Source organism: Streptomyces rishiriensis (assembly GCF_030815485.1).
GTDB classification, from domain to species: Bacteria; Actinomycetota; Actinomycetes; order Streptomycetales; family Streptomycetaceae; genus Streptomyces; species Streptomyces rishiriensis_A.
Genome location: NZ_JAUSWV010000002.1, coordinates 5,213,976 through 5,230,426 on the forward strand (window position 1 = coordinate 5,213,976; position 16,451 = coordinate 5,230,426).

General features: G+C 72.9%; 11 protein-coding genes. 7 read left to right on the forward strand and 4 right to left on the reverse strand.

Going from position 1 to position 16,451, the window contains the following annotated elements; translation table 11 throughout:
• Nucleotides 1-185 precede the first annotated feature (185 nt).
• On the reverse strand, nt 186-1,181 hold the full coding sequence (locus tag QF030_RS25805; RefSeq protein ID WP_307164988.1) for an esterase/lipase family protein: 996 nt from the start codon (nt 1,179-1,181) through the stop codon (nt 186-188).
• 500 nt (nt 1,182-1,681) lie between these two features.
• On the opposite strand from QF030_RS25805, the gene QF030_RS25810 reads away from it, so the two are divergent.
• The gene (locus tag QF030_RS25810; RefSeq protein WP_020132112.1) at nt 1,682-2,098 is read left to right on the forward strand and encodes a cobalamin B12-binding domain-containing protein; all 417 of its coding nucleotides are present in this window, start codon (nt 1,682-1,684) and stop codon (nt 2,096-2,098) included.
• Nucleotides 2,099-2,459: 361 nt separating this feature from the next.
• Here QF030_RS25810 and QF030_RS25815 read toward each other — a convergent pair whose 3' ends face one another.
• The gene (locus tag QF030_RS25815) at nt 2,460-4,100 is read right to left on the reverse strand and encodes a DUF5691 domain-containing protein (RefSeq protein ID WP_307164989.1); all 1,641 of its coding nucleotides are present in this window, start codon (nt 4,098-4,100) and stop codon (nt 2,460-2,462) included.
• A gap of 80 nt (nt 4,101-4,180) precedes the next feature.
• Complete coding sequence (locus QF030_RS25820) at nt 4,181-5,533, reverse strand: SWIM zinc finger family protein (protein WP_307164990.1); 1,353 nt, start codon at nt 5,531-5,533, stop codon at nt 4,181-4,183.
• Nucleotides 5,534-5,712: 179 nt separating this feature from the next.
• Between QF030_RS25820 and QF030_RS25825 the strand changes: the two genes are divergently transcribed.
• From QF030_RS25825 to sucD, 6 genes are all read left to right on the forward strand, one after another.
• The gene (locus tag QF030_RS25825) at nt 5,713-6,855 is read left to right on the forward strand and encodes an ATP-binding protein (RefSeq protein ID WP_307164991.1); all 1,143 of its coding nucleotides are present in this window, start codon (nt 5,713-5,715) and stop codon (nt 6,853-6,855) included.
• A 121-nt stretch (nt 6,856-6,976) separates the two neighbouring features.
• Nucleotides 6,977-9,658: a DUF5682 family protein gene (locus QF030_RS25830; RefSeq protein ID WP_307164992.1), complete on the forward strand. Its 2,682-nt coding sequence runs from the start codon at nt 6,977-6,979 to the stop codon at nt 9,656-9,658.
• A complete protein-coding gene (locus QF030_RS25835) occupies nt 9,655-10,962 on the forward strand; it encodes a VWA domain-containing protein (RefSeq protein WP_307164993.1) in 1,308 nt (435 codons plus the stop codon). The genes QF030_RS25830 and QF030_RS25835 overlap by 4 nt, the downstream gene beginning before the upstream one ends.
• 462 nt (nt 10,963-11,424) lie before the next feature.
• Nucleotides 11,425-12,411, forward strand: a complete 987-nt coding sequence (locus QF030_RS25840) for a hypothetical protein (protein WP_307164994.1) — start codon at nt 11,425-11,427, stop codon at nt 12,409-12,411.
• 542 nt (nt 12,412-12,953) lie between these two features.
• A complete protein-coding gene (gene sucC, locus QF030_RS25845) occupies nt 12,954-14,132 on the forward strand; it encodes an ADP-forming succinate--CoA ligase subunit beta (RefSeq protein WP_307164995.1) in 1,179 nt (392 codons plus the stop codon).
• Between the two features lie 21 nt (nt 14,133-14,153).
• On the forward strand, nt 14,154-15,041 hold the full coding sequence (sucD, locus tag QF030_RS25850) for a succinate--CoA ligase subunit alpha (RefSeq protein ID WP_307164996.1): 888 nt from the start codon (nt 14,154-14,156) through the stop codon (nt 15,039-15,041).
• Between the two features lie 90 nt (nt 15,042-15,131).
• Here the strand turns inward: sucD and QF030_RS25855 are convergent, their stop codons facing one another.
• Nucleotides 15,132-16,382 (reverse strand): helix-turn-helix domain-containing protein, encoded by a 1,251-nt coding sequence (locus QF030_RS25855; protein WP_307164997.1) that lies wholly within the window; start codon nt 16,380-16,382, stop codon nt 15,132-15,134.
• Nucleotides 16,383-16,451 lie beyond the last annotated feature (69 nt).

The following is a 16,451-nucleotide window of genomic DNA, read 5'->3' on the forward strand; positions in this document are numbered from 1 at the left end:
CAGTACGCGGGCACGACAATCTTCCGCAGGTTTCATGCCTGCGGGAAAGGGGCATTCGGCCGTGTTTCGGGGGACGGCGGGCGCGGGTTTGGCCCTATGTTCGAATGACGTTCGATGCTGATCGGAGGTCGGACGCCGTCACGGGCGCCGTGGAAGTGTCCTCAGGGGCGCTCTCGGGGGCGGCGTCAGGCCACGGTCAGGCCATCGGTCTGAGTGCCGGTGCGGGTGCCGGCTCGGCTGCCGGTGCGCGCGCCGGCGGACGCTCCCGTACGTGCCGTGTCGAGGGCCTGCCGTATGCCGGTGGCGACAGCCGGGTGGACCGGCAGGGCGAGGTGGCCGATCCCGGTCACTCGAACGTTCTGTACCAACAGGTCGGGGTGGTCGACGCAGGCCGACTCCAGCGGGTCCATGAGGTGGTCGAGGTCGCTCCAGAAGCTGACGAACTGCGTGCGACAGCCCTGCGCCGGCCGGGAGAGTTCCTCGATCAGCTCGGAGCCCGGGCGCATCTGGCGCACGATCGGGTGCGCGTTCGCCAGCGGCGCCACCCGGGTGCCGGAGTGCGGCGTGCCCAGCGTGACCAGCGTCCGGACCCTGCCGTCACCGCCCAGCCGCTGCACGTAGTACCGGGCGATGAGGCCGCCCAGGCTGTGCCCGACCACGTCGACCTGCGAACTGCCGGTGCGCTCGCAGATCTCCTCTATGTGCCGGCCGAGCAGCTCGGCGGCGGTCCGGATGTCACAGGTCAGGGGGGAGTAGTTGAGCGACTCCACGCGCTGCCTGCCGTGCTGGGCCAGGCTGCGGCGCAGCAGGACGAACACGGAACGGTTGTCGATGAACCCGTGCAGCAGGACGACCGGGAGCGGACCCTTGGTCGGCAGCTGTGCGGGGTCGTCGGCACCGGCCACCCTGGGCAGCGCGGGCCGGGCGGCGGCTCGGCGCTCCTGCGCCATGCCGGAGGGGTAGAGGAGCAGGTGGCCCGCGAGGATCGCCAGGTCCAGAGCCGTCGCCTTGAGAAGGGTCAGGGAGAGTCCGGCCAGTCTGCTCGGGAGGCCGGGCAGGCCGGGGAGTCCTGGGAGGTTCGGCAGGCTTGAGAGGTTCAGGATGCCCGGAAGGGTCCGCAGGTCCGGCAACAGACGCTGACACAGCGGAAGAAAGGGCTGTAGTGCCCGGGTGACCTTCATGGCCGACCTCCTGTCGGCACGCTGAGGACTTCTCTGTCCCCCGTGTGCCCTCGTGGAAGTCGCGGTGGAGGAGGTCGATCGGGCACGGCAGGGAGTGGGGCGGGCAGGGCCTGGAGCGCGGGGCGTGTACGGCTTGTGTGACACCCGTTACACCACTGACGTCACAAGGAACCCTGCCGGTCTGGCGACGAGGCTCCCCGCTGTCGTGCCTTACCTGTCCTACGTGACCATCGTGCCTTCCGTTGCGCCGTGCCGCCACGCCAGCGGCCGGCGGCGTGGGTACGGCGACCTCTTTGCGACTCCCGGTGCGACCGTTCTCCCGTGGCGCGGGAGAACGGTGCGCGGTGAAAATGTCCCTTCGTGTGATTTCCCCCTCGGTCCACACCGTGAAACTGCCGCTTGCGGGATGCTGGCGATAACGTTCGTTCACTTCCCCGGGCGGTGTGGCACGGGGTGTCCGTGCCGTTGAGGATGGACGTAGTCGCTTCATGGAGGCAGTGATGGGTGTGGCAGCCGGTCCGATCCGCGTGGTGGTGGCCAAGCCGGGGCTCGACGGCCACGATCGCGGGGCCAAGGTGATCGCGCGGGCGCTGCGCGACGCCGGTATGGAGGTCATCTACACCGGGCTCCACCAGACGCCCGAGCAGATCGTCGGAACCGCGATCCAGGAGGACGCCGACGCGATCGGTCTGTCCATCCTGTCCGGCGCCCACAACACGCTCTTCGCCGCGGTGATCGAGCTGCTGAAGGAGCGGGACGCGGCGGACATCCTGGTGTTCGGCGGGGGCATCATTCCGGAGGCGGACATCGCGCCGTTGAAGGAGAAGGGCGTCGCGGAGATCTTCACGCCGGGAGCGACCACCGCGTCGATCGTCGACTGGGTCCGAGCGAACGTGCGGCAGCCTGCCGGCGCCTAGCCGGTTGTCGTGCGGGCGGATGTCACGGGTGGTTCTCACGGGTGGTTGTGCGGGTGAGTCTGCGCGTGGATGTGCAGGTGGCTCGGGTGGGCGTTGCCTGGGGGCGCTGCCCCCAGACCCCCGTTCGGCCCTGAACGGGCCTCGTCCTCAATCGCCGGACGGGCTCAACAGGTGAACCGGCGTCCCCCGGTCGGGGGCTGAGCGCGTTGGTCGGCGTCCCCGGTCGGGCGGGCTGGATGGGCGGGCCGGCGTTCCTCTGCCGGGTCGGCTGGACAGGTGGAGCGGCGTCCTCCGTCGGGCCGGCGGGAGAGGTGGACCGGCGTCCTCCGTCGGGCCGGCGGGACAGGTGAACCGGTGTTCCTCAGTCGGGTGGGCTGGAAGTGGGGGCCGGGGGGCTGGTCAGTTCCTGTGCCATCACCGCCCGCAGTCGGAGCGTTCTTCCCAGCCGTTGGAATGCCTCCGCCCAGTAGCTGCCGGCGCCCGGTGAGGCGTCCTCCGGCTCGTCCGGTACGGCCAGGAGGGCGTCGAGGCGGGCTGCCTCCCCGGGGTCGAGGCAGCGTTCGGCCAAACCCATGACGCCGCTGAAGCTCCAGGGGTAACTGCCCGCGTCCCGAGCGATGTTGAGCGCGTCGACGACGGCACGGCCGAGCGGTGTCGCCCACGGTACCGGGCATACGCCGAGCAGTTGGAACGCCTCCGAGAGGCCGTGGGCGGCGATGAAACCGGCGACCCAGTCGGCCCGTTCGGCCGCCGGAAGCGTGCCCAGCAGTTTGGCCCGTTCGGCCAGGGAGACCGCGCCCGGCCCGCCCGCGCCGGGCGCCGACGGCACCCCGAGCAGCGCCCGCGACCAGTCGGCGTCGCGCTGCCGGACGGCGGCCCGGCACCACGCCGCGTGCAGTTCGCCCAGCCAGTCGTCGGCCACCGGCAGGGCAACGATCTGCTCCGGCGTACGGCCGCCCAGGCGCGACCTCCAGGTGGCGAGCGGGGCAGCCTCCACGAGTTGCCCGAACCACCAGGACCGCTCACCCCGGCCGGGCGGCGCCTTGGCCGACACACCGTCACGTTCCATGGCCGCGTCGCACTCGTGGGGGGCTTCCACGAGGAGCGTCGGCGTGTCGACGGTGTGGTCGACGGCCACGCAGGCGCCGGCCCGGACCGCCATCCGCGCGGCGAGCGCCGAACCCGGCAGCGCCGAGAGCAGCTCCGCGGCGGTGGCCCGCACATTGCGGCTCCGGTCCGTCAGGGCCTGTTCCAGGAAGGGCTCGTCCCGTGGGCCGAGGCCGGCACGCAGCGAGTCGAGGAACATCAGTCGGTCCTCGGCTCGTTCCGCCGACCAGGACGCGGCGAGCAGTTCGCGCGCCGCGTCGGGGTCGCGGAGGCGGATCGTGGCCAGGAGGGCGACCCGCTCGGCGAACAGGCCCTCCTGCCAGAGCCTTTCGATGCGTTCGGTCTCCGTGGGGCCCGGCAGCGAGGCGCCGCCGCCCGGTGCCGCCCGCAGGGCGAACCGCCAGTCGGGGTTCAGCCGGGCGAGCCACAGGGCGCGCGGGCCGGCGAACTCCAGCGCCGCCGGACGCAGGTCCGTACGCCCCCGCGCCGCGTCCAGCAGCGCGGGGAGGGACTCGGCGGGTGCGGCGAACCCCCGGGCGTTCACCGCCGTCAGCCACTGGGGCAGCAACTCCATGAGATCCGGTGCGGTGCCTCTGCGGCCGCCCGAGCCGCTGCCGGGTCGGTCGGCCAGCAGGAAGGCGAGCCGGCGGGCCGCCGCGACGGGCAGTGCCGGACGCGGGTCCTCGGCGGCCGGCGCCGGCAGGGGGGCCGCCCGGCCGGGACGCAGACCGGCCCGTCGGCGTACGGTCTCCGCGGCCGCCGCGTCCAACAGGGCGGCCGGAGCGGCCCGGCCGGGAGCCGTGCCCGGGGGCGTACGGCGGTCCGTTCCGAGGAGAGCGGCCGTGACCAGGTCCTCCCAGGCGGTCGGTGGGGTGAGGGGGCGGGCGGCGTTCATGGAACCTCCCTCTGCTGCCGTCGTCGTGGTCCCGCGTCGTGGTCCGTCGTTGTGGTTCCGGTCGCTGCTGCGGGCTTCGTTCAGCACAGGCGTACCGCCTCGCCGGGGCCCGTCGGCCAGGCCGTCAGCGGGGTGAAGCCACGGTGGCCGCACTCGCCGAAGACCTTGACGGGGGCGCCGCCCGAGAGGGCGACCAGGCGCCACAGGCCGGGGCGGGAGATCGCTGCGGGGGTGAGCGGCAGCGCCCTGTCGCCGTCGGCGTCGGCCAGTTGCCAGGAGTCGCCGTCCGGGGTCGGTATGACGTTGTCGAGCGTCACCGGGACGGAGTCCTGCCAGGGGTCGTGGCGCAGGGTCTCGCCGTAGCGGGCGGTCGCCTCGGTCGTCGTCCCGCCCGGGGGGCGGCTCCCGGTGAGGAACGGCGGGGCGAACTGCTCGCCGAGCGATACCCGTTGCTGTACCGCGCCCGGGTGTGCGGACAACTCGGCGTCCAGGGCGAGGCCGACGGGCAGGGCGAGCTCCGGTGCGCGGCCCGCCGCGCCGTAGGAGAGCAGGAGCGCGGTGCGGCCCGAGGCGGTGCCGTACAGCCAGATGCGGCGGGTCGTCAGCCTCGGGTCCGGTGTGTCGTACTGGGCGAGCACCAGCCAGTGGTCGCGGACCGGCGGACCCGTCGGCGGGGACGGCAGGCCCACGCGGGCGCGGACCGTCGCCGCCAGGGCGTCCGGCAGTCCCGCACGGTGCAACCAGCCCTGGTCGAGAAGGTGGAGCAGAGCGCACTCCTCCAGCAACCGCACCGGCCAGTCCGGACCGGACCCCGGAACTGCACCCAACTCCCGTACCCGAGCCGCCAGTCCGGGCGCCTGCGCGTCGACCATGCGGGCCGCCGTCTCCTCCCACAGCGCATACCCGGACTGCTCGGCCGCGGCCAGGCCCGTGCGCAGCAGGTCGGCGAGCCGCTCCTCCAGTTCCGTCGCCCCCGCGGTGATCCGCTCGGCACGCCGCTCCGCCCTGCGGCGCGCCCCCTCCGGATCGGCGGGGCCGGACCCGGAACCCGTGGGACCCGCCTCCCCCTTCCCCGCCGTCCGCCTGCGTCCCGCGATCCACTGCTCGGCCCAGTCCGGCACCGGTCCCGCCGCCACAGCCCCCTCGCCGTCCGCCCAGAGCAGCAGCAGCCCGAGCGCGTGCTTGCACGGGAACTTGCGGCTCGGGCAAGTGCATTTGTACGCCGGACCGGCCCCGTCCGCGGTGTCGACGACCGTCCGGTACGGGGTACCGCCGCTGCCCTCGCACAGGCCCCATACCGCCCCCTCCCGCGAACTGCCCGTGCCCGACCACGGATCGGCCGTGCCGAGTTTGCTTCCCGCTTTGCGTGACGTGGAGTCAGGCGCCAGTGCGAGCACCTGGTCCGCCGTCCAGCGCACCCCCTGCTGAGTCATGCCATCGAAGGTAGATCCCACCACTGACAATCGGTCCGGCGAGCACCCGGCGGCCGCCCGCCGACCGCCCGGCGAGGGCGGCCGGAAGGACGTTTTCGCAGGTCGGATCGCATTGTCAGTGGCGTGGTGCACGGTGGACACCAGATGCCGAACCGGCCGAGCTGGAGGGGGCCACAGCCATGTCCGTGTCCGTAGATCCCACGGCGGAACCCACGTCCGTGGAACCGAGTGGGAACGACTCGGCGGAAGCATTGCGTCCGCACGCCGAGGACGCCTTCGCCGACGAACTCGCCGTGCTCGCGGCCCAGGACGACCGCCCGCGCCCGGCCCGCTGGAAACTGTCGCCGTGGGCCGTCGCCACCTATCTCCTCGGCGGTGTCCTGCCGGACGGCACGGTGATCTCGCCGAAGTACGTGGGCCCGCGCCGCATCGTCGAGGTCGCCGTGTCCACCCTCGCCACCGACCGCGCCCTGCTCCTGCTCGGGGTCCCGGGCACCGCCAAGACCTGGGTCTCCGAACACCTGGCGGCGGCCGTCAGCGGTGACTCGACGCTGCTGGTGCAGGGCACCGCCGGCACACCGGAGGAGGCGATCCGCTACGGCTGGAACTACGCGCAGCTGCTCGCCCACGGTCCGAGCCGGGACGCGCTGGTGCCCAGCCCCGTCATGCGGGCCATGGCGGAGGGGGCGACGGTGCGGGTGGAGGAGCTGACCCGCATCCCGGCCGACGTGCAGGACACCCTCATCACGATCCTGTCGGAGAAGACCCTCCCCATACCGGAGTTGGGGCAGGAGGTGCAGGCGGTCCGCGGGTTCAATCTCATCGCCACGGCCAACGACCGGGACCGCGGGATCAACGAACTGTCCAGCGCCCTGCGCCGCCGCTTCAACACGGTGGTGCTGCCGTTGCCCGAAAGCGTCGAGGCCGAGGTGGACATCGTCGCCCGGCGCGTCGACCAGATCGGCCGCTCCCTCGACCTGCCGGCCGCTCCCGACGGGATCGACGAGATCCGCCGGGTGGTGACGGTCTTCCGCGAACTGCGCGCGGGTGTCACCTCCGACGGCCGTACGAAGGTCAAGTCGCCGAGCGGCACGCTGTCCACCGCGGAGGCCATCTCCGTCGTCACCGGCGGCCTCGCGCTGGCCGCGCACTTCGGCGACGGCGTGCTGCGGGCGGGGGACGTGGCCGCGGGCGTCCTCGGCGCCGTGGTCCGAGATCCGGCGGCCGACCGGGTCGTGTGGCAGGAGTACCTGGAGGCGGTCGTCCGGGAGCGCGCCGGCTGGACCGACTTCTACCGCGCCTGCCGGGAGGTGAGCGCGTGAACGGGAGCAGGAGGAGCGACGCCGGTACCGGTGACGAGGTCATTCGGGCGCGGGCCCGTGAGGCGTGGAGGGTGGCTGTGGACGACGACACGAGGTGGCCCCGCAGGCGCGAGGGCAGGGGATGACGGGCGTCGCGGAGGGCGGCGGTCGGGGCCCGGAGGCGGGGCGGCCGTTGCTGCTCGGGGTACGTCATCACGGGCCGGGGTCGGCGCGGGCGGTACGGGCGGCGCTGGACGCCGCCCGGCCGCGGACCGTACTGGTCGAGGGGCCGCCCGAGGCCGACACGCTGATTCCGCTCGCCGCCGACGAGGACATGCGGCCGCCGGTCGCACTGCTCGCCCACGCCGTCGACGAACCCGGCCGTTCCGCCTTCTGGCCGCTGGCGGAGTTCTCCCCGGAATGGGTGGCCCTCCGCTGGGCCCTGGAGCACGGCGTCCCCGCTCGCTTCATCGACCTCCCGGCCACGCACACCCTGGCCTGGGAGAAGAAGGGCAAGAAGGAGGGAGCGGAGAAGGCAGAGGAGGACCATAAGGAGGGGACGGAACCCGGGGGACATCGCGGGGGCGAGGGCCAGAGCGAGAGCGGAGGCGAGAGCGGGCAGGACGCGCCCGGCGCCGGGGACGGGATGCGGGGGGACCCCCTCGGGCGGCTCGCCGCGGTCGCCGGGTACGACGATCCCGAGCGGTGGTGGGAGGACGTCGTCGAGCACCGGCCGACGGGGGCCGAGGATCCGTTCGCGCCGTTCGCCGCGATCGAGGAGGCGATGGGGGCGCTGAGGGAGGCCGGTGCGACCGGAGCCCGGGGGGACGGCGAGGAGCGGGACCTCGTGCGGGAGGCCTACATGCGCATCCAAGTCCGCTCCGCCGAAAAGGAGTTCGGGCCGGACGGCGTGGCCGTGGTGTGCGGGGCGTGGCATGTGCCCGCGCTCCGCAGGAAGGTCGCCGTCGCCGCCGACCGCGCGCTGCTCAGGGGGCTGCCCAAGGTCAGAGCCGACCTGACCTGGGTGCCGTGGACCCACCGCAGGCTTGCCCGGGCCGGAGGGTACGGGGCCGGTATCGACTCGCCGGGCTGGTACGCGCATCTCTTCGGTGCGCCGGACCGGCCGGTCGAGCGCTGGCTGACGAAGGTGGCGATGCTGCTGCGTGCGGAGGACCGGATCGTGTCCCCGGCGCATGTCATTGAGGCGGTCCGGCTGGCCGAGACGCTCGCCGCGCTGCGCGGCCGGCCGCTGCCCGGCCTGGGCGAGACGACCGACGCCGTGCGTGCGGTGCTGTGCGAGGGCTCGGACGTTCCGTTGGCGCTGGTACGCGACCGGCTGGTGGTCGGGGACGTCCTGGGCGAGGTGCCGGCCGGCGCGCCCGCCGTGCCGTTGCAGCGTGACCTCGACCGGATTCAGCGCCGGCTGCGGCTGAAACCGGAGGCGGCGGCACGCGAGTTGGCGCTGGACCTGCGCAAGGACAACGACGCCGAGCGCAGCACGCTCCTGCACCGGCTGCGGCTGCTGCGGATCGCGTGGGGCGAGCCGGCCGCCTCGCCCGGCAGCACGGGGACCTTCCGGGAGACATGGCGGCTGCGGTGGGAGCCCGAGCTGTCGGTGCGGACCGCCGAAGCCGGGGTGTGGGGGACGACCGTGCTCGCCGCGGCCACCGCCAAGGCGGAAGCGGACGCCGTCGCCGCGCGTGACCTCGCCGAGGTGACCGGACTCGCCGAGCGCTGCCTCCTGGCCGGGCTGCCGGAAGCGCTTCCGACGGTGATGCGGGTCCTCGCCGACCGGGCGGCCCTCGACACGGACGTCGGCCACCTCGCCCAGGCGCTGCCCGCGCTGGTCCGTTCGCTCCGCTACGGCGACGTGCGCGGCACCGACACCGGCGCGCTGGCGGAGGTGGCCGCGGGCCTCGCCGAACGGGTCTTCGTCGGCCTCCCCCCGGCCTGCGCCTCGCTGGACGCGGACGCGGCGGACGGGATGCGGCGCCATGTGGACGCCGTGCACGCAGCGGTGGGGATGCTGGAGGAGACGGCAGCGGCTCCGGGACGGGCCGCCGCACCGGGACCGACGGTGGCCGGAGGAGTGCCCGGGGCAGCGGGGGGTCGCGCCGGGGGCGTGGAGCCCGGCGGGGTCGGGGAGCTGCCGGGCGCCTCCGCGGCGGGCGACCGGGACCGGGACCTCGACGGGGAGCCCCGCCCGGGACCCTGCGGTCTGCGGGAGCGCTGGCGGAGTGTGCTGCGGGTGCTCTCCGGGCGGGACACCGTGCCGGGGGTGATCCGGGGGCGGGCGGTGCGGCTGCTCCTGGACGAGGGGGAGTTGCACCAGGACGAGGCGGCGCGGCTCATGGGGCTCGCCCTGTCAGCGGGGACACCGCCGTCGGACGCGGCCGCCTGGATCGAGGGCTTCGTCGGCGGCGGTTCCGGGGGCGGGCTGCTCCTCATGCACGACGAACGGCTGCTCGGACTGGTCGACGGATGGCTCACGTCGGTGCCGGCGGAGGCGTTCACGGACGTATTGCCGTTGCTGCGGCGGACGTTCTCGGCCTACGAACAGGGGGTGCGCAGAACGCTGGGCGAGCTGGTCCGGCGCGGCCCGGGCAAGCGGGGCAGTGGGCCGGGCGCGGGCTCCGGGACACCCGGGTTCGCGGCGGAACTCGACGAGGAACGCGCCGACGCGGTCCTGCCGGTGGTACGTCTGCTGCTGGGATCGGGATCGGGATCGGGATCGGGATCGGGATGGGGGCCAGGGCCGGGGTCGGGATCGGAGCCGGTCCATGGGCTGGCGGACGACAACGAGCTCGCGGGGATGGGCACATGAGGACGACCGAGGCTGCGACGACCAACGCAGCGGCGACCGGGGTAGCGGTGGTCAACGCGGCGGCGACCGGGGCTGCGCCGAGCGACGCGGCGGTGACCGGGGCAGCGGCGGTCAACGCGGCGACGGTCAACGCAGCGGCGACCGGGGCAGTGGGGGTCGAGGCCGGGCAGGAGCGGTTACGGCGCTGGCGGCTGGTGCTCGGGGGCGACGCGGCCGACGGCACCGGCCAAGCACTCTCCGGGCGGGACGCCGAGATGGACGAGGCGCTCACCGCGCTCTACGGGAAGGAGAGCGGGGCACGGACGGGGCGGGAGCGTTCGGCGGGGCTGGGGGCCTCGGCGCCGTCGGTGGCCCGCTGGCTCGGGGACATCCGCAGGTACTTCCCCTCCTCCGTCGTGCAGGTGATGCAACGCGACGCCATCGACCGGCTCGGGTTGTCCGCGCTGCTGTTGGAACCGGAGATGCTGGAGGCGGTGGAGGCCGACGTGCATCTGGTCGGCACGCTGCTCTCGCTCAACAAGGCGATGCCGGAGACGACGAAGGAGACGGCGCGGGCCGTGGTCCGCAAGGTCGTCGAGGATCTGGAGAAGCGGCTCGCCACCCGTACCCGAGCCGCGCTCACCGGCGCCCTCGACCGCGGCACGCGCGTCCGCCGCCCGCGCCATCACGACATCGACTGGAACCGCACGATCGCCGTCAACCTCAAGCACTATCTGCCCGAGTACGGCACGGTCGTGCCGGAGCGGCTCGTCGGGTACGGGCGGGCGTCGCGGTCCGTGAAGAAGGAAGTGGTCCTCTGCATCGACCAGTCGGGTTCGATGGCGTCGTCGGTGGTGTACGCGTCGGTCTTCGGTGCGGTACTGGCGTCGATGCGGTCGATCAACACACGGCTCGTCGTCTTCGACACGGCGGTCGCCGACCTCACCGACCTGCTCGACGACCCGGTGGACGTCCTCTTCGGCACCCGGCTCGGCGGGGGCACGGACATCAACCGGGCGCTCGCGTACTGCCAGGCGCGGATCACCCGGCCCGCCGAGACCGTGGTCGTGCTCATCAGCGACCTGTACGAGGGAGGCATACGGGACGAGATGCTCAAGCGGGTCGCGGCGATGAAGGCGTCCGGCGTGCAGTTCGTCGCGCTGCTCGCGCTGTCGGACGAGGGGGCGCCCGCCTACGACCGGGAGCACGCGGCGGCGCTCGCGGCGCTGGGCGTACCGGCGTTCGCCTGCACGCCCGATCTGTTCCCGGACGTCATGGCGGCGGCGATCGAGAAGCGTCCGCTGCCCGTGCCGGACACCGACTGACGCGACGCGGGACGCGCATGCGAGGATCGAGGGCACCTCGTCGCCGCACGGGAGGAAGCTCCCACCTTGATCCGGCCCACCGCCCTGCCTGATGCCGCACCGCGGCTTCTGCGCGTCCTGCGTGGCGCGGCCGGGCGACGTGTGGCGCAACTGGCGCTTCTGGTCGGCGGGTTGCTGGCACTCGGGTTCCTCAGCGGGGCACAGGCGCATGCGGCGGAAAGCCAGTCCGCACCGGCCCTCTCCGCACCGGCCCTGTCCGCACCGATCCTGTCCGCACCGGCCTTGTCCGCGGGGGCCTCGTCCACACCGGCAGGGTCCGCGTCGGCGGGGTCCACATCGGCTTTGTCGGCGCCGGCCCTGTCCGCGTCGGTGGGCTCCACATCGGCTTTGTCCGCGTCGGCCCTGTCCGCGTCGGCGGGCGTCAACTCGGCCTCTTCCACGTCGGCGGGGTCCACATCAGCCTTGTCCGCGCCTCTCCTCTCCGTAGAGGGGGCGGTCAACCATCAGGTCAAGGGGCTGATTTCGGTTCCGGCGGTCGGTCATGTCGTGGTGGCGGCCGAGGAGGAGCAGCGTGAGCGGCTCTCGACGCAGGTGCCGCCGCCCGTCTCGGTGCCGCCTCCCGTCTCGGCGCCGCCGAGGCCGCCGACCGTGCCGGCCCTGTCCGAGCTCTCCCGCCTCCCCGGTCTTGCCGGTCTTCCCGGCCCTTCTGCGGCGGCGGACCTTCCCAGGCTCTCCGCGGTCTCCGGCCTGCCCGACGTCCCGAAGCTTCCCGTTCCTCCGAAGCTTCCTGTCCTGGCAGCCCTGCCAGCCTTCCGCGGCCTTCCGGCTCTGCCCCACCTGCCCGGTCTTCCCGCCCTGCCCGGTCTTCCCGATCCCTCCGATCTCTCCGATCTCCCCGGACTTTCCGCCCTTCCGTCGGTTTCCGTGCGGACGCTTCCGGTGCCGGGCGTGGGGCTGTCCGCGCAGGGATCCGCGGCGAACCCGCCGCCGGACGCGGACGGGCTCGGGGACCGGACGGCCGCCGACGCGGCGACGGCGGTGACCGCGTCCGTGACAGCGCCGGACGCGGCGGCCGGCGCGGTTGCGGCGTCGTACGGACCGGTGGGTACCGGTATCGGCGGTCCTGTCGACGCCGGTCGCCGCGTCGCGTCCGTCCAAGTCGGTCACGTCGGTCACGTCGGTCACGTCAATCACCTCGAAGACGTCGGTCGCGTGCGCGCAGCTGTCCGCGCTCCCGGGCCGGTGCGCCGCGGACCCGCGGGTGGCCGGGACGGCGTGCTGATCGGCGCCGCGTCGGTGGTCGACGGCGGTGTCTCCCGGCACGGCGACACGCATGCCGTCACGTCGTGCCACCGGGTACCGGTGCGGCTGGTGCCCGGCTGTGCCGTGCGCTCCGAGGCGGCCGGTGTCCACGACCGGCACCGGAACATCCCCGTCTTCCCCGGCTAGCGACAGGCTCCCTCCCCTCCCCACCGCTCCCTTCCCCGTGCCACGCCTTCCCGGGTGGGCCGTACGCGGATCGGGCGAACCACGAACAACGGCAGCGCGTCACGCGTCTGACCGGTTGACTCCGTGAGGCGGCAGGCCCCCGGACGGCCGAAAGCCACCGGTCCGTCCGACCGAAACCTCACGGATGGGGTCGAGTGGTCCTCATCGGGGTGAGGACCGATCGCCCAGGGCCCCTAAGGGGGTGTTCAGGGGCCTCACCGGGCCAACCCCAACCCGGTGAGGCCCTCCCCGTCCGCTCCTGGTCTCCTCACATCCGGCACGGGGTGCCAGTGATCCCGGCATCATGTGACAGGTATCACCGCTCAGGTGTGACCCTCGATTTAGGGGCCTCCCAGAAGCAGCGCTAACCTGCGAGACGGACATGCCGCGCGCTCGGACACCGTGTGCGCCTCTCTTGTGACAGACGGCTGACGTCACGTTGCCCTTCGCGGCACGCCCACGCATCAGACGAACCGCGAGATCACTGATAGGGACGGAAGCGCGTGGACCTGTTCGAGTACCAGGCGAGGGACCTCTTCGCCAAGCACGATGTACCGGTGCTGGCCGGTGAAGTCATCGACACGCCTGAGGCGGCCCGCGCAGCCACCGAGCGTCTCGGTGGCAAGTCCGTCGTCAAGGCCCAGGTGAAGGTCGGCGGGCGTGGCAAGGCCGGTGGCGTGAAGCTCGCCGCCACCCCGGACGAGGCCGTCGCCCGCGCGACGGACATCCTCGGCATGGACATCAAGGGCCACACGGTCCACAAGGTGATGATCGCCGAGACGGCCCCGGAGATCCTGGAGGAGTACTACGTCTCCTTCCTCCTCGACCGTGCCAACCGCACCTTCCTCTCCATCGCGTCCGTCGAGGGCGGCATGGAGATCGAGGAGGTGGCGGAGACCCGCCCCGAGGCCGTCGCCAAGACGCCGATCGACGCCAACGAGGGTGTGACTCCCGAGAAGGCCCGTGAGATCGTCGAGGCCGCGAACTTCCCGGCCGAGGTCGCCGACAAGGTCGCAGGCGTCCTCGTGACGCTGTGGAAGACCTTCATCGAGGAGGACGCCCTTCTCGTCGAGGTCAACCCGCTGGCGAAGGTCGCCTCCGGCGACGTCATCGCCCTCGACGGCAAGGTCTCCCTGGACGAGAACGCCGAGTTCCGTCAGCCGGGACACGAGGAGTTCGTCGACCACGCGTCGGCCAACCCGCTCGAGGCCGCCGCTAAGGCGAAGAACCTCAACTACGTCAAGCTCGACGGCGAGGTCGGCATCATCGGCAACGGCGCGGGTCTCGTCATGAGCACCCTCGACGTCGTCGCGTACGCCGGTGAGGCGCACGGTGGGGTCAAGCCCGCCAACTTCCTCGACATCGGCGGTGGCGCCTCCGCCGCCGTCATGGCGAACGGCCTGGAGATCATCCTCGGCGACCCGGACGTCAAGTCCGTATTCGTCAACGTCTTCGGTGGCATCACCGCCTGTGACGAGGTCGCCAACGGCATCGTCCAGGCGCTGCAGCTGCTGGCGGACAAGGGCGAGGAAGTCACCAAGCCGCTGGTCGTCCGTCTCGACGGCAACAACGCCGAGCTGGGTCGCAAGATCCTCTCCGACGCCAACCACCCGCTGGTCCAGCGCGTGGACACCATGGACGGCGCGGCCGACAAGGCCGCCGAGCTCGCGGCTGCGAAGTAAGGGACGAGGGACAGAACAGCCATGGCTATCTTCCTCAACAAGGACAGCAAGGTCATCGTCCAGGGCATGACCGGTGCCACGGGCATGAAGCACACCAAGCTCATGCTGGCGGACGGCACCAACATCGTCGGTGGCGTGAACCCCCGCAAGGCGGGCACGTCCGTCGACTTCGACGGCACCGAGATCCCGGTCTTCGGCACGGTCGCCGAGGCGATCGAGAAGACGGGCGCGAACGTGTCCGTCCTCTTCGTGCCGCCGGCCTTCGCCAAGGCCGCCGTGGTCGAGGCGATCGACGCCGAGATCCCGCTCGCGGTCGTCATCACCGAGGGCATCGCCGTCCACGACTCGGCCGCGTTCTACGCGTACGCCGTCTCGCAGGGCAACAAGACGCGGATCATCGGCCCGAACTGCCCCGGTCTCATCACCCCGGGTCAGTCGAACGCCGGCATCATCCCGGGCGACATCACGAAGCCGGGCCGCATCGGTCTGGTCTCGAAGTCCGGCACGCTGACCTACCAGATGATGTACGAGCTGCGTGACATCGGCTTCTCGTCCGCCGTCGGCATCGGTGGCGACCCGATCATCGGTACGACGCACATCGACGCGCTCGCCGCGTTCGAGGCCGACCCCGACACCGACCTCATCGTCATGATCGGTGAGATCGGCGGCGACGCCGAGGAGCGGGCTGCGGCCTTCATCAAGGACAACGTGAAGAAGCCGGTCGTCGGCTACGTCGCGGGCTTCACCGCGCCCGAGGGCAAGACCATGGGCCACGCCGGCGCCATCGTCTCCGGCTCCTCCGGCACCGCCCAGGCGAAGCAGGAGGCCCTCGAGGCCGCCGGCGTCAAGGTCGGCAAGACGCCGACCGAGACGGCGAAGCTGGCCCGCGAGATCCTCGCGGCCGGCTGAGTTCCAGGCTGAGTGACGGTGGGCCCGTTCCCCTTGCGGGGGCGGGCCCACCGGCGTTTCCCGGCCTTCCGGGCCGCGGCCGGGCCCGGTTCACTCGGCCAGCGGGATCAGCCGTTGCGGGCCGTGCCGGAGATCGGAACGCAGCTTGGCGCGCAGGTTCAGCTCCGCGTCCGAGAGCGTGCCGGGGGCCGACCGCGGGGGGACGCCCTGCACCGTCTCGCCGGGGGGTACGGCGGGCTCGTACCGGGTGGGGGCCGTCCGTACGGTCAGTGCGGTCGCGCCGATGATCGCGACCGTGAACGCGATCGCCGCCCTGGTCCAGAAGCGGGCCCGCTGTTCGCTGCCCGTCCGCACGGTGGTCGGCCCGGCCGCGCGCAGCCGTTCGGCGGACGCCACCTCCGCCAGCCGCCGGTGCAGCGCGGCGGGGCTCGCCAGCTCGGGCAGCCGCGCGGCGACCGCCTCGCGGGCGTGCAGCAGTCGGTTCGCCGTCGCGGGGGTGCTCGCCTCCGTCTCCGCCGCCGTCTCCGGGAGGTCGAGGCCGACACCGTCGTAGAGGAGGAGCGTGCGACGGTAGGGCGCGGGGAGGGTCAGCAGGACGTCCAGCAGCGCGCGGTCGGCGGCGTCGGCCGGGGGCGGCTCCGGGTGCCGGTAGCGGGGGCGGAACCGATGCCAGGGGGAGAGTGCGTACTCGTACGCCGTCGCCCGCACCCAGCCCGCCGGATCGCGGTCCACGGCCACTTCGGGCCAGCGCTGCCAGGCCCGTTGGAACGCCCGCTCGACCGACTCGCGCGCGAGTTCGCGGCGGCCGGAGAGCAGGTATGCCTGCCGTACGAGGGCGGAGGCGCAGAAGGCGTAGAGGGCGTCGAAGGCCTGAGCCGGGGTCAGGGCGGCGCCCCTGGCCCCCGTGAGCTGCGCTCCAGGGGCTTCCAGGGCTTCCAGGGCTTCCAGGGCTTCCGGGGTTTCCGGGGCTTCCGGAGTGTCTGGGGTCTCCGGGGTGTCCGGGGCCGGCAGGGCTTCTTGGGTTGCCGGGGCTCCCAGGGTTGCGGGGATCTCGAGCGTCTCGGGGTGGTGGGGGTCGCTGTTCAGGCACACCGTCACCGGGGGTGGGGGCGCTGCCTCCTGGGTGTTCGTCACCATGTCCGCCTTGGTCAGCGATGCCAGCAGTTTCGCGTACGCCTCCCGCCTTCGGCCGCGCGGTGTCGTGCGGCCGGACTCCCACGCGTGCACCGTCTCCCGGCTGACGCCGACCCGCTCGGCGACCTGAGCCTGCGTCAGCGAGGCCGCCTCGCGCAGGTGTCCGCGCTGCTTGGCGGGAGGGAGTGGGGCAGGGCTCTGTGTCACAGGGGAACCCTTCCCACGAAAAAGTACATAAACGTATATTGAGCGACACAACGGAACTTCGCCTGTTAC